This is a genomic window from Neobacillus sp. OS1-2 (assembly GCF_030915505.1).
Classification (GTDB): domain Bacteria; phylum Bacillota; class Bacilli; order Bacillales; family Cytobacillaceae; genus Neobacillus.
Window position 1 is genome coordinate 2,600,550 of the sequence record NZ_CP133265.1, and the last position, 19,183, is coordinate 2,619,732.

Here is a 19,183-nt window from a genome sequence, read left to right on the forward strand (position 1 = left end):
GGACTAACAAATAAATAAACAGGTTTGAAGGAGGAGAATGGTTTTGTCTAAAGTGAAAGTGGCAATTTTAGGTTCTGGAAATATTGGAACAGATCTGATGATTAAGCTTGGTCGTTCAGAGGTTTTAGAGCTAACTGCAGTGATTGGGATTGATTCGGAGTCGGATGGATTGCGTCGCGCCAAAGAATTAGGCTATTTAGCGGTTGACACAGGCCTGCAGGGATTCCTTGAAGACCATTCTGCATTAGCAGATATTGTGTTTGATGCTACTTCAGCAAAGGCACACGTAAGACACGCCAAAATGTTAAAAGAAGCCGGAAAAAAAGCGATTGATATGACTCCGGCAGCTCGCGGTCCTTTTGTTGTTCCAGCAGTTAATATAGGCTCAAATATGGAGGAGGAGAATATCAACCTGATTACCTGCGGCGGTCAGGCGACGATTCCAATGGTCCACGCAGTAAATCGTGTAAGTAGGGTAGAGTATGCAGAAATAGTGGCGACAATTTCCAGTCTTAGTGCCGGTCCTGGTACACGAGCAAATATAGATGAGTTTACTGAAACCACTTCTCGGGGAATTGAGGAGGTTGGGGGAGCAAAGAAAGGAAAGGCCATTATTATTTTAAACCCAGCGGAACCACCTATTTTGATGCGGGATACCGTGTATGCCCTCGTTGAAAAAGGAACGATGGACGAAGCAAAGATCACTCAATCTATTAAAGAAATGGAACAAGTTGTTCAATCATATGTGCCTGGGTACCGTCTGCGGACAGAACCCATTTTTGAAGGGAATCAGGTAACCATTTTTATCGAAGTAGAAGGTGCTGGCGACTACCTGCCGAAATACTCCGGTAACCTTGATATTATGACGGCAGCAGGAGTCAAAGTAGCAGAAGAGTTTGCCAAAAATCAATTAGCAAAACAACTAGTTTAATAGAAAGGAGATTTTGACAAAATGACAAATGCCCGGGATATTTTTATCACAGAGGTAGCATTGCGTGATGGAAGCCATGCGATTGCCCACCAATTTACAGTAGATCAAGTTCTGAAAGTAGCAAAGGCTTTAAATGATGCGGGGGTTCCTTATATTGAGGTATCACATGGAGACGGTTTATCTGGTTCGTCTCTACAATATGGGATTTCCAGGACTAATGAAATGGAATTGATCGAAGCAGCTGTTTCTGTGGTGGATCAGGCAAAAATAGCCGTTCTCTTGATTCCTGGAATTGGCACAGTGAAGGAATTAAAAGAAGCAGCGAAATTAGGGGCTAAAATGGCGCGTATTGCTACACATGTGACGGAAGCAGACGTTGCCCCGCAGCATATCCAAGCGGCAAAAGATCTAGGGATGGAAACGGTCGGATTTTTGATGATGTCCCACATGGCAGAGGTGGGCAAATTAGTCGAGCAAGCAAAATTAATGGAAAGCTATGGGGCTGATACGGTGTATGTGGTGGATTCAGCGGGTGCCTTACTCCCAGACCAGGTCCGCACGAGGATCCGTGCCCTGAAACAGCATGTTGGAGTAAATATTGGATTCCATGGCCACAACAACCTGTCCCTTGCCATGGCCAATTCCTTAGTCGCGATGGAAGAAGGGGCGACACGAATTGACGGGAGTGTCCGCTGTTTAGGTGCAGGAGCGGGTAATACGCAAACAGAAGTGCTTACAGCGGTGCTGGACCGAATGGGGATCCAGACAGGCATAGATGTTTACAAAATGATGGACTTAGCGGAAGCTGTGGTGGCACCGATCCTGAAAACGCCGCAAGAGATTACCAAGGATAGCCTTGTTCTCGGTTATGCCGGTGTCTATTCAAGCTTTGCCCTTCATGCTAAAAGAGCCGCGGCCAAGTTCGGAATCGATTCACGTGATATTTTAGTAGAATTAGGAAAACGTAAGGTTGTCGGTGGTCAAGAGGATATGATTGTCGATGTAGCAGCCGAAATTGCTAAAGCAAAGGCAGAAGTGATGATAAGATAATGATGAATATAATTCTGGATAGTCTGACAAAGGGCTATCCTGTTTTTTTTTAGTAAGGAAGTTTCTGCTATACTTAAAATAATTACCAATAACCCTATTCAAAAAGTGTTAGGGACAGACCATGTACAAGGGAGATAAAGATGAAAATTTATGTTGATGCGGATGCATGTCCAGTTAAAGATATTGTTATTTTTGAAGGGACGAAAGCGGACATTCCTGTCATCCTTGTTACGAGCTTTTCCCATTTTTCTAGTGCGGAACAGCCAGCAGGAGTGGAAACCATTTATGTTGATGATGGAGCAGATGCTGCCGATTACCGGATTATGAGGTTAGTGGAAAAGGGGGACATAATGGTTACGCAAGATTATGGTCTTGCATCGCTAGGTTTAGCAAAAGGATGTATCGTCCTCCACCATAAAGGGTTTATCTATACAAATGAAAATATTGATCAATTATTACAAACTCGCTATTTTAGCGCCATGGCGCGAAAGGGCGGAAAGCGGACTAAAGGGCCAAAACCTTTTACAGCGGAAGATAGGGAACAATTTAGGGAGCTGTTTAAAGGGGTAATAAGTGAATGAGGTTTTAGACAGGCGATTCCTAATGACATCTATGGGCATCGTCTTTTCATAATTGTGTACGTTATCTATGTGGGTAAGTGCTACCCTTTTAGGGATATGGTTGGAAATGGATGACACTTCCATTATTCTTAAGTATAATTCATATAAAGAAGGCTATTAGGACGGTGAGAATAGGTGAAGAAAATAACGGTTGAAAACTTAGTTCGTAAGTTTTCATTGAAAGTAGTGGCAGGTGAAAATAAGCTGCAGAAAATGATTACACAATCACGGGTACATCGTCCTGGCTTGGAATTTGTTGGCCATTTTGATTTCTTTCCAACAGAACGGGTGCAAATTTTAGGGGAAAAGGAAGTTACCTACTTACATAAATTAAGTCATGAAGAACGTAGAATACGAATTGGGAATATCGTCCATTATCATCCGCCATGTTTTATCGTAACAGCTGGGGAAGAAGGACTTACCTATTTAACCCACCATTGTATAGAACAGGGAATCCCTTTGTTAGTAACAAACAAACCGGAGATAACCTCAGAATTTATCTCCAAATTAGATGCGTATTTGGTGAAAGAATTAGCTCCGGAAATTGCTGTGCATGGAGTTTGTGTCAATGTGTCCGGTATTGGCATCTTACTTCGTGGAAATTCGGGGGTAGGGAAAAGTGAGACGGCACATACGTTAATTCGCCGGGGACACCGCCTGATTGCTGATGATATCGTTGTCCTAAAGAAGCTTAGCGCGCAAACCATTCTTGGGACTCATGATGGGAAAACCAGGGAATTTTTGGCGCTTCGCAGTATTGGACTGTTAAATGTGGTTCGTCTGTACGGTCGCAAAGCTTTTCAAGATGAATCACGAATTGCTCTTGATATTAATTTAACGAAGTGGGAAAAAGATGCTTTGTATAATGATTTGGACCAGAAACTTCAATACACAGACTATATGGGTGTGAAGATTCCATCCATGGAGATCCAACTCCAGCCGGGGCGTGATGTGGCGGGGTTAATTGAAGCAGCCGCAAATAACTGGTATTTGAAGCAGCAAGGATACAGTGCAGTAGAAGAGTTCATGAGCAGGATTGAGGCCGATATTTCAAATTCCGGCATGGAATAACAAGTAATGAACTAGTTAGCTAGCTTAAAAGTAACGAGTATACGGGAGGGGAATTTGATGGGACAGTTCATACTTGATCATCTTGGGCGGCAAGTGAATCTTTCTACTGTGCCGAAGCGTATTATCTCTATTTGTCCAGCCATAACTGAGACACTATTTGCCCTAGGACTGGAGAAAGAAATCGTTGGCCGAACAAAATATTGCATCTTTCCTAAAGGGATGGTGGAAAGCATCCCGATCGTGGGCGGTACAAAAGAAGTGAATATGGAAACCATCCGTGATTTACAACCTGATCTGATACTAGCGGAAAAAGAAGAAAACACAAAAGAGATTGTGCTAGCACTTGAAAAGGTTGCCCCTGTTTTTGTCTCGGAGGTACAAAAGATAGATGATTCCTACCGGATGATCGAAGCGCTGGGATTACTGATGAATAGAGAAAAGGCGGCTGAGCATCTCATCGCATCCTGCAAAACATCCTTCCCAAACCCTTCATGTAAGCAGAAGCTAAATGCCGCCTATGTGATTTGGAGAAAACCATATATGGTGGTTGGCGGAACGACATATATTAATGATGTGTTAGATACACTGGGTTTCCAAAACCCTTTCGCAACGGAAGAATCAAGGTATCCCATGGTTACAAAAGAGGAGCTAACTAAAGCAAATCTTGATGTGCTATTGCTTGCTTCTGAACCTTTTCCCTTTCAAGTAAAACACCTCGCCGAATTTCAATCCTTTCTTCCCAATACAAAAATCTTGTTAGTGGACGGTGAGATGTTTTGGTACGGAGCGAAAATGGTGGAAGCAGGGCTATATTTAGAAAGATTAACTAAAAAAATAGAGGAGATCACTTCGGGTGGTTCCAGTAAACAGAAGGAATGTAGGAATGTCAAATTTACCAAAGTGTCCAAAATGTAATTTGGAATATACGTATGAGGATGGGGATCTTCTGGATTGTCCTATGGGTATTCGCCGTTTCATACTGAAAATGCCTACATATTTTATAGGGAATTAATCCAAAAGGAGAGATGCCCAAATGTATCCATATGGAAACTATCAAGTTCCACAAACTCAGTTCGAGTATTACCCATATGTCCAGCAGGATCAATATAGCCCTGACAGGCAACTATCGCAAATATCGCAACTATTTCAACTCCCACAATGGCGACAGTTTGAACGAAGATTAGATCTGCTTGAAAGAGATTTTAACCAACTTAATCGCCGTTTAAATCGAGTAAATCAGAGGCTTCGTGCCGTGGAAAATAGATTACACATTCCATTTAATCAGTTTGATGGAGACTTTTAACACTTACTGCTGAATGGAAAAGTCTGTTGATTCAGTAGCAGGGTTCATAAAAGAAAAGGGTGCAAGAGAAGCAACGCTTTCGTGAGATGCGTTGCTTATTTTATTTCTAAATGGCTCCCTAAATTGATTCGCAGCCCCTTTATTCATTTACTTCAATCATATTTTCTACTAGTATTGATTTATACTAAAATCAACTTCATAAGCTTACTTACTTTAGAGTATGTTGGTTAGGACAAATACATGTTCTTGGAATGGCAGCATCAGGAGGAATATGGGCATGATGGCAGAAGGTACATTTAATGGTGTCGATGGAATCGAGTTATTTTTTCGTGTGATCGAACCATTAACAGCTCCAAAAGCGGCGGTTATCGTCGTTCATGGACATGGGGACCACAGCGGCGGGTTACAGAATATAAGTGAAAGCTTGGTTAATAACGACTATATTGTCTATGCCCTTGATTTGCGTGGTCATGGAAAAAGCTCCGGTAAAAGGGGTTATATACAATCTTGGGATGAATTTAGCGGGGATTTACACGAGTTTCGCAAGCTTGTTTCACTCGATCAGCCCGGGGTGCCCTTGTATATTGTGGGACATAGTATTGGCGGCCTGATTACCCTCGAGTATGCATTGGAGCATAGTACGGGTATTTCAGGAATAATAGCAATTTCCCCCGCTATCTCTTACGAAGTCACACCATTCGAACAGTTAGGGATTAACCTATTGGGGAGGGTTAAGCCAGACTATCGCATCAAAAAACCCGGCAGGATTCGCTTATTAAAGAAAAAATCAGCGATTCGTGTTAAATACGAATCAGACAGGTTACGCCATAATATCGTGACCCCTGGTTTAGGACGCAGCCTAATCCAAACGATTACACGAGTGGTAAATGAAGCACCAGCGATTACGCTGCCGGTCTTATTACAATACGGCCTAGAAGATAAGATTACACCCCCCACAAAACTGCGCCATTTTTTTACCCTTTTGTCCTCTCCGGATAAAGAGCTAGTTGAGTACCCTTCAGCTAGGCACCGTCCATTTGATGAGGTGGGAAGAGAGAAGTTTTTAGGAGACTTGGTCGGTTGGTTAGACCACCATATGATACACAACAAATGGTAACGAATGGGGAGCCCATTAAGAGGGGGCTGTTGAGCATCCGCTTAAAGTGTTAAACCATTGGTGTATGCCCTTTTAGGCAAAGACTCGGATTCCGAGTCTTTTTTTACTTCAAGAGAGAGTTGTTATTTAATTAAAGTCAGAGTTAAATAAATTAACTTTTTACTAACTTTTTATAAAATATTTTAATTACCTATTTTAAATAATTAATAACTGTTGTATGATTGAGGTAAATAAAGGAAGGGAGAAAAAGATGGCATACCCATTAATTACAAATTGTCCCGTTTGCAGCAAACAATTGAAAATTACGAAGTTACAGTGTAACCATTGCCATACGATCGTGGAAAATGAATTTGAGGTATCAAAGCTAGCGGCCCTTGCCCACGAACAGCTTCATTTTATTGAAGTTTTTCTAAAATGCCGTGGAAATATCAAAGAAGTGGAGAAAGAATTGGGGATTTCCTATCCGACTGTAAGAGGAAAGTTAGATGACATTATTTCTGCTCTCGGCTATTCCACGCAAAAGAAAACGGAAGTGGATAAGAAAAAGGTAGTCGCCATGTTGGAAAAGGGAGAAATCACTGCGGAAGAGGCTATTCATTTATTAAAAGAGGGGGAATTATAAATGAAAGAGGAAATTTCAAGAGTGTTAACAATGGTCGAAGAGGGAAAAATCGATAAGGAAAAAGCAACAGAATTGATTCATATCCTGCAGGGTAAAGACCAGCTACAGTCAATCCCATTAAAAAAGGAAATCCCCTATGGCAACAAAATGCTAAAAATTCAAATTACCTCCGAAAAAGGTGATAATATCGCTGTGAATTTGCCAATTAATCTTATAAAGGCAGTTTTAAAGGTTGGTTCGAGTATCGCGGAAAGAATTCCAGAGGCTGAAAAATATGTGAAGGATATTAATGTGGATCTTTTAATCACAGCAATCGAAAATGAACTGGACGGTCAAATTGTAGATGTTACTTCGGCTAATGGTGATAAAGTTTTTGTGGTGATTGAATAGTTTATGCTAAAAGTCAGGATAAAAGTAAAAGATAAAAAATTCTCTGTTCCAATTCCATATCCATTGTTAAATATGTTTAGTTTGATTATTACTTCAAAAAGAGTAAATCGCATGATTAATACGGCAATCAATAAAGATGGAAGTAAATTTACCTTCCCTCAAATAGACAGAAATGACTTGAAACCACTATTGCAAAGCCTGTCTAAGCACAAGGGTATCGTATTAGTGAATACAAAATTAGTTGACGGTACAGAAGTCGAAGTAAGATTGTGAGGCATTATTCCAATTGGGTAATGTCTTTTTAAAATGAATGGTGTCAGGCACCGTTTACCAATATCTGGATTCCTATATATAATGATTTAATCATGCTATACTTGGGGAACGGATTGAGGTTCTGAAAGGAGTTACACATATGAAGTATAGTAAATCGCAGATGCAACAGCTCATCAAGGATCATAAAGACTTGCATACACGCTTAAAAGAGTTGAAGGTCGAACACGGCCTTGAAAAAAACAATGCCCTCAAGGCTTTGTACCATTCAGAAGTAGCTGACGGGGGGAAATTCCAGTTAGCTTATCAAGCGCTTGATCTACCAAAAAAATAGACTCACATAAGCATTAGAAACACAGGGATTTGGTATTTATCTATACCAGCAATGATCCTTTCGATTGTATTTATTGGGTTATTAGTAGACTTATTATTTTCAGTAACAGATTAAGATGTGAATAATCCGACAAAATGGTGCACAGAATGTCGGACTGAACGATACGACTCCTGTTATTCTATTGTTGAAAGGAGGTCATTTAATGGATTCGCTTACTAGCATGAATGATGCAATGAGGTATATCGAGGATAATCTCACTGACGAAATAGACTTCAAAGTGGTGGCAAGGATCGCTCAGTGTTCCGAATATCATTTTAAAAGAATGTTTTCTTTTCTTGCGGGTATTACATTATCAGAATACATTCGCCGTAGACGACTGAGCTTGGCAGCATTTGAACTTACCAATAGTAGTTTGAAAATAATTGATATTGCGGTTACCTATGGATACAATTCACCGGACTCTTTTACTAGAGCTTTTCAAAATTTACATGGTGTAACACCATCAGAAGCAAGAAACAACGGACAGCCATTAAAAGCCTTTCCACCAATGACCTTCCAATTATCAATTAGAGGAGGAAATGAAATGAATTACCGAATCGAACAAAAAGAGGCATTTAAGATAGTTGGTATTAAGAAGAGAGTTCCAATTATCTTTGAAGGAGAAAACCCAGTAATTACTGAAATGTGGAAATCCTTGACTATGGAAAAAATAGATCAATTAAAAAAACTTTCTAATGTTGAACCTAAAGGGATGATTCAAGCATCTACAAACTTTTCGGATGGACGTATGGAAGAAAAAGGAGAGCTTGATCAGTATATTGGAGTGGCAACAACACAAGAATGCCCGGAAAACTTTTTAAGTCTTGGAGTTCCTGCTTTAACATGGGCGATCTTTGAATCAGCAGGACCTTTTCCTAGTACTCTACAAGAAACTTGGGGCAGGATTTATTCAGAGTGGTTTCCATCTTCCAATTATCAAGTTACTGAAGGACCCGAAATCTTGTCGATTAAAACAAAAGATTTAACTTCACCATCTGTGAAAAGCGAAATTTGGATACCAGTTTTGAAAAAATAATTAAAAATCACTGAGCTGTTAGGCAGCTCCTTTTTTAATCAGGATATCTTTAGAATATCGACATATGCTTAAATAAATACTGATGGAAGGGAGCTGTAACCTCATGCAACGAATAAAATTTATGTTTAATGTGTTTCTGAATGAACCATTATGGTTCAAAGCACTAATTTCGATAACTCTCCTTACCTCAATTATTTTAAGCAGTTCAATTTTTTCAAATCATGCTTATTTGCGAAGTGGTTCCAAATTAGCGGCTGCTCTCTTCTTTTGTGTTACGGCATTAAATTCAGGAGGAATGTTAAATTAGCCGTACTCTTTTATGCTTGTTCGGTATTATGTATTTTCCTATCGATAAGGTTATTATTTTAGTTTTATCCTTTAAGGCAAGAAGACTCCATCTGATTTGTGTTACGGGGGTTGCCCAACAATTCAGGTGGAGATGAATTGCCGTCAGCCACTAGGCTGAATTTTTTTGTATTATTTTTTAAAAATTTAAGAGCAAACGTTCGCTTTTTTCTTCCGTTTGTCATATAATTAAGTATAGAAAATTCTTTAAAATTTAACTAGGAAGGCGGTGAAAACAATGACTAGAAAAAAAGCCGTCAAAGTGCTGCGAAAACAAAAGAAAAGTGAAAATATTCAACGGTTTACACAGAAACAAAATATTGGACGAGCTAGCCTTACGGCTAAAGAATTTCGTCTGCTTCAGAGGATGTCACATAGCTCCAAGGCGTTGCGAAATGTTGGGTTGTATGCAATTAAACAAAGCTATTTGAACACCAACAAGATGGCAACTGTAAAAGAAGTAGATGATGCCATGCAAGCTGATGTGAACTATTGGGGTGTTCAATCAAACTCGGTTCAAGCTATTCGTAGAACGTTGTATGCAGAAGCGAAGAGCTTTTTTAAAGCGTTAGAACAGTGGAAGAAGAACCCTGAAAAATTCACTGGTCGTCCGAAGTTTCCGAAGTATTCTGGCTCTACTGAAAAGCGAATTATTGAAATCTATCAAGTTCCGAAAGTAGATGATAACGGATATTGGTCTATTCCCATGAATGTTGAATTCAGAAAAATATTTGGTTCTATTAAAATACGTATGCCAAAGAATTTGTTAAACAAAAAAATATCCTATATTGAAATTGTGCCCAAACAAAAAGGTCGGTTCTTTGAGGTGCATTACACTTATGAAGTGCAAAAACCTCAAATGAAAAAGCAACTAACGACCACAGTTAATACTTTGAGTTGTGATTTGGGTGTAGATAGATTGATAAGTTGTGCAACAAATATGGGCGATACGTTCTTAATTGATGGTAAAAAGTTGAAGTCTATTAACCAATACTTCAACAAAACAATAAGTAACTTACAACAAAAAAATATCGAAAATGGTCTTTCGAAACGTGTGGTAACAAATCAGATGGCAGCTCTTTGGAAAGAACGTGAAAGCCAAATCAACGGATATATTTCACAAACCGTCGGTTTGTTGTTCAAAAAAGTGACTGAACTTAATATTGATACCATTGTTGTTGGCTATAACGCCGGTTGGAAACAAGAAGTTGATATGGGAAAGAAGAACAATCAGAAATTTGTTCAAATCCCTTTTCGAAAACTGATTTCTGCCATTGAAAACAAATGTTTGAAAGAAGGTATTCGATTCCTCAAACAAGAAGAAAGTTATACATCAAAAGCTAGTTTTCTAGATAGAGATGCGATTCCTGTTTGGTCAAAAGATGATAAAACAAACTATCATTTTAGTGGCAAACGAATCAATCGTGGTCTGTATCAAAGTAAATCAGGCAAATGTATCCATGCTGACATTAATGGCGCATTGAATACGTTACGAAAATCAGAAGTTATAAAATTGTACGAAAACCTCAAAATTAAAACTCCAATTCTATTAGAAGTGCAAAAACGTAAGGCTGTTGCTTCGCGCATAGCTTAGTGGGTGTGTCAACCATCCATGTGTACTCGACTTGTCGGGGCTTGTAGCACACGCCAGAGTAATCTGAGCGGTGGCTTTTTCCGTAAGGAAAAACTGCTCGAAAGGGTGGTGCAAGTGGGAAAACGATAGTTCGTTGCCAGTACCAACCAAAAACTTACTTGGGGTGTTACCGTAAGGTGACATGAATTTTAGAGCGTCAAAATGTCTAGCAATAGACGAGAAGACCTAGAGTTCTAACTCAAGCCCCCACTGAAAGGCTTCACCTCAGTGGGGGTAGTTGACCATAGATTGAAACAGGACATGATAGTAATGAAGGTGAAAAAATTGAATTCAATCCATTTTGAGGAAATAACAGTGGAAACACTATATATAGCCGTTGAAATCATCAATTCAAATCCAGAATATAATCAGCTGGAGAATGGAAAGGAAAGACGAAACCTTGGGGAAGTAAAAGATGACTTGTTAAATGGCAGAACAAAGAGCCTATTTATTAAGCTTGATGACACTTATATTGGTATTATCGACTATTTACTGTTAAATGAAAAAGACCAATGTCCATGGCTTGGGTTGTTAATGATTCATGCTGATTATCAAGGGTTTGGATTCGGAAGGCAAGCCTATTTGACTTTTGAAAAAGAGATGGTTGAAAAGGGATTGAGGGTTTTACGGATTGGCGTTTTAAAAGAGAACCATACAGCTCAAAGATTTTGGCATTCTGTTGGTTTTGAATATTTTAAAACCGCTCGAACAAATCACGCAAGAGAAGTGGATTGTTATGAGAAAAAGGTAAAGAACTAGAGTTTAGTTAATTTCTCCAATAAATTTCAAGGATGGGAATTTGTTAGTAGAAATAACTAAAGGTTGATTAGGATGGTAAAAAGGCAGATTCAAAGATTGCCACATTTAATGGTGATCCTACCTGCATTACAACCATGCAGTTGAAGTAGTTTTGACTTGGTAAAAATGAGTAGATTATTTGAACTGAAAAAGGTCAGACCCCATCACGTAAAAGTGGAGGGATCTGACTTTTCTTTTTTGAAAGTTTGTTTCTGAACATTAAACGAATGTTACATTATCCTTGTTCCCCTAGGCCGCAGGAATCATCCACCTTTGCAGTTAATTTTCGATAGAAGATCGCAAGTACCATCGATGGGATGGTACAAATGATCATCCCGATAAAAGCGTATCTTGGCTCGATTTCATACAAATATCCGCCGAAGAATGTGAACACCGCTGTGCTCCAACTTAATGCCAATGCTGAATACATCCCTTGAGCATTCGGAATCTGTGCTTGTGGTATATGCTTAGTTAAGTATTTCATAAAGGCATAATGGCCCATCGCAAATGAGCAGGCATGCAAAGTTTGCGCGATGCAGAACACAATAATAGAGGGAAAGAGGAATATGAGGATCCATCTTACTGTTGATCCAAATGCTGCAAGTGTCAGCAAGGCGCCTACTGAAAATTTATGAAAGAACCGATCAGCGATTAAAAAGAAAATGATCTCTGCCAGCACAGCAATGTTAAGAATCATACCGATTAAATACTTGGGCGCATGGATTTCTTGTAAGAAAATATAGCCATAGTTGTAATAGGATGCGTGTGCCGCTTGTAGTAAAATCACAATCACCAGCACGAGGCCAAAGTATTTGATGCGAAATAATTGCAGCATACCGCCTTTGTTCATTTTGGTAGCTTGTGGTTTTTCCATTAATATAATAGGGGCAGGTAAGAAACAAAGAGAAATGAATACCAATATGCCGAGTAACAACGCCCATAAAATCACTTGATCGCCAAGTGCTCCTGTAAAGACCGTTAACATCATCCCCGATACGACAAAGCCAATAGATCCCCACGAGCGGCTCTTCCCATAATCTCGTAATTGCCTATTTTGTACAAGAACGCCTGCTGCGCTATCCAATGCCGGCATTAAGCTTGGATAAAAGACATGCAACAGTAAAGTAACAACTAATAAACTCATGTATGAATTCGCAGGAAAACTGCATAGAAGAGATAATAAGGTGCCAATCGCCATTCCGTTGAGCAACGTTCTACTGCTAAATTTCCCTGATAAATAAGGAAAGACAAATAATGTAGAAAGACCGCGGACAACCAGCCCTAGACTCATAATTAAACTAGCTTGCGAAACCGTCATCCCTTTTGTATGAATCATCCACCCTGTCCAATACGGTAGAAAAACACCCCAGGTGATAAAAAAACTAAAAAATTGTCTGTTCATCCATCGTTGCGAATCCATTCGATCCCCCTCCAATGGTTGCATCATAACATGGAGAAACGTACAATAATATGAGATATCTCATATTTTGGAGGAGATTGATGGAAATTTACAACAATGAGAAAAGGCAGCGCTTTTTAGAGGAATATTCGATTAGCTATTTGTTTTCTTTTCCGATTGAAGAGTTTCTGGAAGTGCATGAATATGAACGAGATGAATGGATTATCCAAGAAGGCATGCGTCCGGATTTCTTGTTTTATGTCATTGAAGGAAAAGCGAAAATTTATGTGACGCATCAAAATGGAAAGGTTTCCTTAATTAATTTTATCAAGGAGGAAGATTTTTTCGGGGAAATGGAATTATTACATCCAATTTATTATACGAAAGGAATTCAAGCCTCCACGACGACGATTTGTTATGCGATTCCTTATCATCGCTGCCGCACCAAAATGCTCGAGGATGCTGCCTTTCTTCGTGAACTGGCGAAGTTCTTAAGTATAAAATCTACACAAATGGCGGCAAAATACACACAAAGCCTTTCTTTCCCGCTAGAAAACCGACTTGCTGAGTTTATTTTGCAAACGGCAGATGGGGAGATCTATAAGGAGAAACACGTCACTGTTTGTGATTTTTTAGGCGTCTCCTACCGTCATTTATTATATGTACTGGCACAATTCTGCGATAAAGGCTATTTGCAAAAGGAAGGACGTCACTATCGCATCTTACAGCCCAACGAATTAAATATGCTTGCCAGGGTGTTGATGAATGAATAACTCCGTTTTTTTTAACTATAAGTAAGTTTCCTTATATTATAAACATTTCTAGGAAGGGTTTGACCCGATTCGTGGCGAAGTAAGAATCGGAGTCATTCCCTTTTTTGGAAATAGAGGTGCATAAAATGGAAAAACGGACGAGTATTAGAGTGTATATCATGACAATTACCGGTGCGGTATGTTGGGGTCTAATTGGTTTATTGATTGCTCCATTGTATGCACGTGGCTTCACGGCTTGGGACGTAGTGGCCATTCGGGGCATTTTTACCTTTGTGATCTTAATTCTAGTGATGACAGCATTTTATCGTGAGCAGTTACGTACCAGATTAAAAGATCATCTTTTTTTCGCTTGTGCAGGAATTTTTAGTATCGCTTTATTTAATTTTTTTTATTTTGAAGTTTTTTCTCAGTCGAGTTTATCGCTTGCAGTAACACTTTTATATACTGGCCCGCTGTTTGTAACCATTCTGTCTCGTATCTTTTTTAAAGAGCCCTTGACCATTCGTAAAGGCTGGGCACTTGCACTTGCTATTACAGGGTGTGCATTTGTTGTCGGTCTACTGCCATTTGGCCAAGACGAGATACAAATGAAAACCTTGTTAATGGGGATTCTATCTGGATTTTGTTATGCGTTGTACAGTATTTTCAGTAAACCTGTTACGAAGCGGTATTCTGCCTTGACCATAACAACCTACACATTTCTTTATACGAGTCTATTTATGCTATTGACAAGTGATATAAGAAACAAGCTAGATCAATTTCAATATATAGATGTTTGGGTATCAGCGGTGTTGTTAGCGTTAGTGGCAACAGTTGCAGCTTTTCTTTTGTACACATCAGGACTTAAACATTTAGAAGCAAGTAAGGCTTCCATTTTGGCAACGATGGAACCCATCATTGCAGTCATAACGGGTGTCCTTTTTCTTGGGGAACATCTACGGGGCTGGCAGGTGTTAGGGATCGCTCTGGTTTTGTATTCGGCCATCCTTGTTGCAGGTGGACGATCAAAGGTACAGAAAAGTGAGAAGAGGAAAGTCCAGGATGAGAGTAATAGAGCAGGAAATGAGTGTATATGATGTGGTAGAAGAATTAAATATCGCGTTTACAAGGAATGAATGAAAATACTAGATTTCCTCGCAAGTTTATTTTTGCCCATTCATAAGAGAATCCCCATCTGTCAACCAGATGGGGATTCTCTTATGGCTAAGGATCGGTCCCTTTTTATTCTACCTCTCAACCTTATTCCCATTTGTCATAGCTGGCAGCAAAACATGATCCACTAACTGCTTGATGAATGGATCATCGACCGCATCCTTCATAAAAACGAGATGGTAACGTAATATCTCAAAAGGCAGCAACTTCACCATATTACTAACCTCATGCTTGATTTCACCTCGTATACTAGCTCTCTCAATGATTTTTTCAATAACCAGCAAGTTGGAGACTGTCACCTTTTCTGACAAATAGGTAAATTCCGGATTCTCGATTATTTCGGTTAAAAAACCTTTCAAGAATTCTGAGGAAAAGGCCAGTGAGTTTCTAACCCAATGTTGGCATAATGCTAGTAAATCACCACGAAGACTGCCTGTATCAAAAGAGGCATTACCAACGCTTCCATTCCCGTCTTGAAAGGTCTTCCACCTGACTGCCTCATATAAAATGATGAAGGGTGATGACCAAGATCGATATAAGACACTTCGACTCGTTTGTGCCTTTTTAGCTATATTTTGAAACGTGATGGCTTTGTAGCCTTCGCTTTCTAATAGTTCAATGGCGCTTATATAAATCGCTTCTTTTAGTTCGTTACCACGACGTCGTTGCTGAACCATTTATATCACCTCGAAAAAGCATTAAGATACAACATGTATTTTATTTGTATTTTAACAAATTTTGTTGTATATTACTACTTGTAGTATTTAAGATACACCTTGTATCTAAAGGGGGAGGGATTGCGATGAAAAAGGAAAAACAAGAAAAGCTTCCAAAAGAAGTAACCAGCGCAGCATGGGCAATCGCGATGGCGGCCATCGCACCAATGCTTGACACGACCATGGTCAATATTGGAATTAACAAATTAGGGCTGGATTTTCATACATCACTCGAGATTATACAATGGGTAATTACAGGTTATATGCTAGCACTTGCTGTAGCAGTGCCGGTGTCAGGCTGGCTTATGGATAAGTTTAACGGAAAAAAAGTATTACTATATGCAGAGCTTGGCTTTATTCTTTCCAGTGTACTTGCGGGAATAAGTTGGAATATTGAGAGTTTAATAGCTTTTCGCCTATTACAAGGGGTCAGTGCGGGGATCATTATTCCATTAATGACTACTTTATTGATGAAAGTCGCTGGTCCCGATAAGCTTGGCCGATTGATGGCGGTGATTGGAACGCCTATTATTCTTGGTCCACTGTTAGGGCCTGTTATCGGCGGGTTTATCATTCAATTAACGTCATGGCGTTGGATTTTCTTCATCAATATACCGTTTGGTTTAATCGCATTGTATCTAGTTTCCAAACGCCTTGATGATTTTGAACCATTTAATTCAGACAGCAAAATTGATTGGGTAGGAATTATCCTCTTGGCGATTATGAGTTCATCTATGATATTTGGGATTACACGAGCTGCCCACTTTGCTAGTTTTCATAACCACCAAACCTATTGGTATGTGGGTATTGGGTTAGTAACGACTATCGCCTATGCCATTTATAATGTGAAAAGAAATAACAAAACAGTCATGCCACTCAATCTTTTTAAGCATAGAAGTTTTTCTGCAGCCATTATTGGGATGTTTTTAGCCGGTTTAGCCACAAATGGTCCGATGCTTTTGCTTCCGCTGTTCTTCCAGAATATAAGAGGTTTTACACTAATTGAAGCTTCACTCGCTATGATTCCACAAGGGGTAGGAATGCTTATTGCAAGGCCGATTATTGGGAAACTGATTGATAAGCTTGGTGCAAAGTTAGTTGTAATTGTGAGTCTAACCGTTTCACTAGTTGGTTCGATTCCATTTATCTTTATTGATGAAAAAACAAATTTTGTTCTGATCGCCATTGTTTTAGTTATTCGTGGAATCGGGGTTGGGGGTATTACGATGCCTTTAATGAGTGATGTATATACGGGGCTTCAACAAGAACAAATTCCACAAGCCAGTATCGGTAGTCGAATTATTCAAAATGTCGGCTCGAGTTTTGGTTCAGCGGCTTTAGCTACTGTCGTGGCCACAGTCGTATCGGGGTTGAAACCAACGATTCCAACTATCCTTCATGGTTATCAAGTTGGTTTTCTCATTTCAGTTATTGTGATTGGGGTTATGTTTATTCCTGCCTTGTTTTTAACGAATAAAAGGAAAGCTACAAATAATTAACCTTCCAGGCCTCACTTAAAAATAGATCTGGGGAGGAATCTCATAGAACTGTATTAAAAATAGAAAACACCATCATGGTGTTTTCTATATTACTTTGGTCGGAGTCATATTGTTTCCTCACTGCAGTGTGCCTACATCTAATTGTTTACTAATTTTTCAGGCTTAACTCCTCTACCATTTACCAACACGACTACTCTACGAAATTTTCTTCATCAGACTTCGTGGACAGTACTTCTTTTTTCAAAAACCAACTCAAGATAAACGCAAGGATCGCAATGACAAACGAATACATGTATATATGCTGAAATGATTCAATGTATAAGGTTTTAATTTGTGTTAATATCCCTGCCGGTAACCCGTGAGGAACCCCCGCAGCAGCTAAACTTTTCATATTTGCTGCCATACTTTCAGGGAGTTTATCACCTAAGCTTTGCAATTTGGATGTCAGCGTGGATGATAACAAATTTCCAAAAAGACTAACTCCTACTGTAGCACCTATAGTTTGGAATAACGGAACCGTCGCAAGGGCAATTCCTTTATGTTCCTTTTCGACAGACTCCTGAACAATGAGGTTATCCCCTCCAAATAAAACGCCTAACCCAAGACCTGTTATGAATAAGAAAATAATAATTTGAACAATAGTTGTATCAATGCTCATATGAGAAAATAAGTAGAATCCGATCATTGGCATGATAAAGGCAATTCCAAATAGTTCCCGGTAGCGTACTTTTGTTAGTAGAAATCCACTAAGCATAGCCGACCCAACTGCTCCTACCATCATTGGCAATGTCAAGTAGCCAGCCTCTGTTGGAGTAAGTCCCAGCACGTTTTGTGCAAAATAGGGGAAGGAGGAAAAGGAGCCCATTAAGCCGATTCCTACAGTAAAGACAATTAATGATAATACAAGGATGTTGCGGTTTTTAAATAAATGCAATGGAACAATGGGTTCTTTTACCTTTGTCTCGACCCAAATAAAAAGTCCAATTAAAACGGCACCCATGCAAAGCAGACCAATAATGACCGGTGATCCCCATGTGTAACCATTATTTTCAACAAGAACGGGGGTGATCAGCAAGGAGACAATAGAAGCTACTAATAAAAATGCCCCACCCCAATCTATCACCACTTGTTTCTTGATTGCCGTCTCACGTAATCCACTTGCCAGAAGAAGTGCAGCAATGATTCCTACAGGAATATTAACAAAGAAAATCCAATGCCAACTTACCTGATCGACAAAATATCCCCCCATTAATGGCCCTAATAACATGGGAATGAACATAATCGGCCCCATAAATCCTTGTACTTTTGCCCGCTGCTCAACGGGAAATAGATCACTTGAAATGGTCATAGCAAGCGGCATTAAGCCTCCAGCCCCCAAACCTTGAATCCCGCGTCCAATAAGGAGAAGAGTCATCGATTGTGATAATCCGCAGACAATAGATCCACCTATGAAAAAGGCCATACTCATTAAATATATTTTTTTTCGGCCCATTAAATCCGCTAATTTCCCCAAAATGGGCATGAAGGCAGACATGGTTAACATATACACACCTCCGACCCATCCATACATAGCTAATCCGCCTAAATCACGAATGATTGTCGGCATGGCTGTATTCACAACGGTTTCATCCAACTCGGAAAAAATCAGTCCAATGATTAAACCCAGCATCACCAGAATTTTATTGCTCTTATCAGCTAAAGCGGGTTCTTTATACTTTGTAATACTTTCCATTCTATATCTCGACCTTTCAACAATTGATAAACGGATTATACAAATTGTTTATGAACTGAATATGAACTTTAAACATAATAAAGGCATATATTCAAGAAGGATTATGCACCTGGTTGTTGAAGGTAGTAATTGAAAGAAGTAATATGGCTAAAAAAGGAAAAAACTAACAGATGGGAGTTAACCATCTTGAACAAATGGGCGTACCTATTGAAAAGAAAGAAGAGAATAGTGAATTTGGAAAGTTTATTTGGATAAAAGATCCTGAAGGTCGACTGATTGAGCTGTGGGAGAAATAGCGAATTTCCAATCTTCTAGATTTTGAGCTAACGACGTGTAATACAACAAAGGTATAA

At 39.4% G+C, this 19,183-nt stretch carries 20 protein-coding genes and 2 pseudogenes; 19 read left to right on the plus strand and 3 right to left on the minus strand.

Translation table 11 applies throughout. The features are described from left to right. Nucleotides 1-43 precede the first annotated feature (43 nt). The 15 genes and pseudogenes from RCG19_RS12745 (at nucleotide 44) to RCG19_RS12815 (ending at nucleotide 11,520) form a co-directional block, all read left to right on the plus strand. Entirely contained in the window at nucleotides 44-931 is an 888-nt protein-coding gene (locus RCG19_RS12745; protein ID WP_308107437.1) for an acetaldehyde dehydrogenase (acetylating), read from the plus strand. Between the two features lie 21 nt (nucleotides 932-952). Next, nucleotides 953-1,981, plus strand: a complete 1,029-nt coding sequence (dmpG, locus tag RCG19_RS12750; protein WP_308107438.1) for a 4-hydroxy-2-oxovalerate aldolase — start codon at nucleotides 953-955, stop codon at nucleotides 1,979-1,981. A 140-nt stretch (nucleotides 1,982-2,121) separates the two neighbouring features. Beyond that, a complete protein-coding gene (locus RCG19_RS12755; RefSeq protein WP_308107439.1) occupies nucleotides 2,122-2,562 on the plus strand; it encodes a YaiI/YqxD family protein in 441 nt (146 codons plus the stop codon). A 174-nt stretch (nucleotides 2,563-2,736) separates the two neighbouring features. Beyond that, nucleotides 2,737-3,672 (plus strand): HPr(Ser) kinase/phosphatase, encoded by a 936-nt coding sequence (gene hprK, locus RCG19_RS12760; protein ID WP_308107440.1) that lies wholly within the window; start codon nucleotides 2,737-2,739, stop codon nucleotides 3,670-3,672. 57 nt (nucleotides 3,673-3,729) lie between these two features. Continuing rightward, nucleotides 3,730-4,587, plus strand: coding sequence for an ABC transporter substrate-binding protein (locus tag RCG19_RS12765; RefSeq protein ID WP_308107441.1), 858 nt, complete (start codon nucleotides 3,730-3,732; stop codon nucleotides 4,585-4,587). Beyond that, nucleotides 4,556-4,631 (plus strand): annotated as a pseudogene (locus RCG19_RS12770) (alkylphosphonate utilization protein); the annotation flags it as partial. The gene RCG19_RS12765 and the pseudogene RCG19_RS12770, both read left to right, overlap by 32 nt. A gap of 74 nt (nucleotides 4,632-4,705) precedes the next feature. Beyond that, a complete protein-coding gene (locus RCG19_RS12775; RefSeq protein ID WP_308107442.1) occupies nucleotides 4,706-4,975 on the plus strand; it encodes a hypothetical protein in 270 nt (89 codons plus the stop codon). 277 nt (nucleotides 4,976-5,252) lie between these two features. After that, nucleotides 5,253-6,092 carry an alpha/beta hydrolase gene (locus tag RCG19_RS12780; protein WP_308107443.1) on the plus strand — a complete coding sequence of 280 codons (840 nt, stop codon included), beginning with the start codon at nucleotides 5,253-5,255 and terminating at the stop codon, nucleotides 6,090-6,092. Nucleotides 6,093-6,342: 250 nt separating this feature from the next. Continuing rightward, complete coding sequence (locus RCG19_RS12785) at nucleotides 6,343-6,714, plus strand: DUF2089 domain-containing protein (RefSeq protein WP_308107444.1); 372 nt, start codon at nucleotides 6,343-6,345, stop codon at nucleotides 6,712-6,714. Then, nucleotides 6,715-7,104 (plus strand): SHOCT-like domain-containing protein, encoded by a 390-nt coding sequence (locus tag RCG19_RS12790; RefSeq protein ID WP_308107445.1) that lies wholly within the window; start codon nucleotides 6,715-6,717, stop codon nucleotides 7,102-7,104. It abuts the gene before it with no gap. Nucleotides 7,105-7,107: 3 nt separating this feature from the next. After that, on the plus strand, nucleotides 7,108-7,377 hold the full coding sequence (locus tag RCG19_RS12795) for a hypothetical protein (protein ID WP_308107446.1): 270 nt from the start codon (nucleotides 7,108-7,110) through the stop codon (nucleotides 7,375-7,377). Between the two features lie 139 nt (nucleotides 7,378-7,516). After that, a complete protein-coding gene (locus RCG19_RS12800; protein WP_308107447.1) occupies nucleotides 7,517-7,708 on the plus strand; it encodes a hypothetical protein in 192 nt (63 codons plus the stop codon). A 202-nt stretch (nucleotides 7,709-7,910) separates the two neighbouring features. Continuing rightward, nucleotides 7,911-8,783: an AraC family transcriptional regulator gene (locus tag RCG19_RS12805; protein WP_308107448.1), complete on the plus strand. Its 873-nt coding sequence runs from the start codon at nucleotides 7,911-7,913 to the stop codon at nucleotides 8,781-8,783. Between the two features lie 583 nt (nucleotides 8,784-9,366). Continuing rightward, on the plus strand, nucleotides 9,367-10,722 hold the full coding sequence (locus RCG19_RS12810; protein ID WP_308107449.1) for an RNA-guided endonuclease InsQ/TnpB family protein: 1,356 nt from the start codon (nucleotides 9,367-9,369) through the stop codon (nucleotides 10,720-10,722). A 309-nt stretch (nucleotides 10,723-11,031) separates the two neighbouring features. After that, nucleotides 11,032-11,520, plus strand: a complete 489-nt coding sequence (locus RCG19_RS12815; RefSeq protein WP_308107450.1) for a GNAT family N-acetyltransferase — start codon at nucleotides 11,032-11,034, stop codon at nucleotides 11,518-11,520. Between the two features lie 274 nt (nucleotides 11,521-11,794). On the opposite strand, the gene RCG19_RS12820 is transcribed toward RCG19_RS12815, so the two are convergent. Then, on the minus strand, nucleotides 11,795-12,979 hold the full coding sequence (locus tag RCG19_RS12820; protein WP_308107451.1) for an MFS transporter: 1,185 nt from the start codon (nucleotides 12,977-12,979) through the stop codon (nucleotides 11,795-11,797). An 80-nt stretch (nucleotides 12,980-13,059) separates the two neighbouring features. On the opposite strand from RCG19_RS12820, the gene yeiL reads away from it, so the two are divergent. Further along, entirely contained in the window at nucleotides 13,060-13,731 is a 672-nt protein-coding gene (yeiL, locus tag RCG19_RS12825; protein WP_308107452.1) for a transcriptional regulator YeiL, read from the plus strand. 125 nt (nucleotides 13,732-13,856) lie between these two features. Then, entirely contained in the window at nucleotides 13,857-14,807 is a 951-nt protein-coding gene (locus RCG19_RS12830) for a DMT family transporter (protein ID WP_308107453.1), read from the plus strand. A gap of 150 nt (nucleotides 14,808-14,957) precedes the next feature. On the opposite strand, the gene RCG19_RS12835 is transcribed toward RCG19_RS12830, so the two are convergent. Next, nucleotides 14,958-15,560 (minus strand): TetR/AcrR family transcriptional regulator, encoded by a 603-nt coding sequence (locus RCG19_RS12835; RefSeq protein ID WP_308107454.1) that lies wholly within the window; start codon nucleotides 15,558-15,560, stop codon nucleotides 14,958-14,960. Between the two features lie 119 nt (nucleotides 15,561-15,679). Here RCG19_RS12835 and RCG19_RS12840 point away from each other — a divergent pair, with 119 nt between their 5' ends. Continuing rightward, nucleotides 15,680-17,098 (plus strand): MDR family MFS transporter, encoded by a 1,419-nt coding sequence (locus tag RCG19_RS12840; protein ID WP_308110988.1) that lies wholly within the window; start codon nucleotides 15,680-15,682, stop codon nucleotides 17,096-17,098. 190 nt (nucleotides 17,099-17,288) lie between these two features. On the opposite strand, the gene RCG19_RS12845 is transcribed toward RCG19_RS12840, so the two are convergent. Then, entirely contained in the window at nucleotides 17,289-18,830 is a 1,542-nt protein-coding gene (locus RCG19_RS12845) for an MDR family MFS transporter (protein WP_308107455.1), read from the minus strand. A 176-nt stretch (nucleotides 18,831-19,006) separates the two neighbouring features. On the opposite strand from RCG19_RS12845, the pseudogene RCG19_RS12850 reads away from it, so the two are divergent. After that, nucleotides 19,007-19,126 (plus strand): annotated as a pseudogene (locus RCG19_RS12850) (VOC family protein); the annotation flags it as partial. Nucleotides 19,127-19,183: the final 57 nt, after the last annotated feature.

Coding starts and splice junctions, on each gene's coding strand:
- RCG19_RS12780 (WP_308107443.1), top strand. CDS start 5,253: ATGATGGCAGAAGGTACATTTAATGGTGTCGATGGAATCGAGTTATTT.
- RCG19_RS12790 (WP_308107445.1), top strand. CDS start 6,715: ATGAAAGAGGAAATTTCAAGAGTGTTAACAATGGTCGAAGAGGGAAAA.
- dmpG (WP_308107438.1), top strand. CDS start 953: ATGACAAATGCCCGGGATATTTTTATCACAGAGGTAGCATTGCGTGAT.
- RCG19_RS12775 (WP_308107442.1), top strand. CDS start 4,706: ATGTATCCATATGGAAACTATCAAGTTCCACAAACTCAGTTCGAGTAT.
- RCG19_RS12805 (WP_308107448.1), top strand. CDS start 7,911: ATGGATTCGCTTACTAGCATGAATGATGCAATGAGGTATATCGAGGAT.
- RCG19_RS12810 (WP_308107449.1), top strand. CDS start 9,367: ATGACTAGAAAAAAAGCCGTCAAAGTGCTGCGAAAACAAAAGAAAAGT.
- RCG19_RS12765 (WP_308107441.1), top strand. CDS start 3,730: ATGGGACAGTTCATACTTGATCATCTTGGGCGGCAAGTGAATCTTTCT.
- RCG19_RS12755 (WP_308107439.1), top strand. CDS start 2,122: ATGAAAATTTATGTTGATGCGGATGCATGTCCAGTTAAAGATATTGTT.
- RCG19_RS12835 (WP_308107454.1), bottom strand. CDS start 15,560: ATGGTTCAGCAACGACGTCGTGGTAACGAACTAAAAGAAGCGATTTAT.
- yeiL (WP_308107452.1), top strand. CDS start 13,060: ATGGAAATTTACAACAATGAGAAAAGGCAGCGCTTTTTAGAGGAATAT.
- RCG19_RS12785 (WP_308107444.1), top strand. CDS start 6,343: ATGGCATACCCATTAATTACAAATTGTCCCGTTTGCAGCAAACAATTG.
- RCG19_RS12820 (WP_308107451.1), bottom strand. CDS start 12,979: ATGGATTCGCAACGATGGATGAACAGACAATTTTTTAGTTTTTTTATC.
- RCG19_RS12795 (WP_308107446.1), top strand. CDS start 7,108: ATGCTAAAAGTCAGGATAAAAGTAAAAGATAAAAAATTCTCTGTTCCA.
- RCG19_RS12845 (WP_308107455.1), bottom strand. CDS start 18,830: ATGGAAAGTATTACAAAGTATAAAGAACCCGCTTTAGCTGATAAGAGC.
- RCG19_RS12800 (WP_308107447.1), top strand. CDS start 7,517: ATGAAGTATAGTAAATCGCAGATGCAACAGCTCATCAAGGATCATAAA.
- RCG19_RS12830 (WP_308107453.1), top strand. CDS start 13,857: ATGGAAAAACGGACGAGTATTAGAGTGTATATCATGACAATTACCGGT.
- RCG19_RS12815 (WP_308107450.1), top strand. CDS start 11,032: ATGAAGGTGAAAAAATTGAATTCAATCCATTTTGAGGAAATAACAGTG.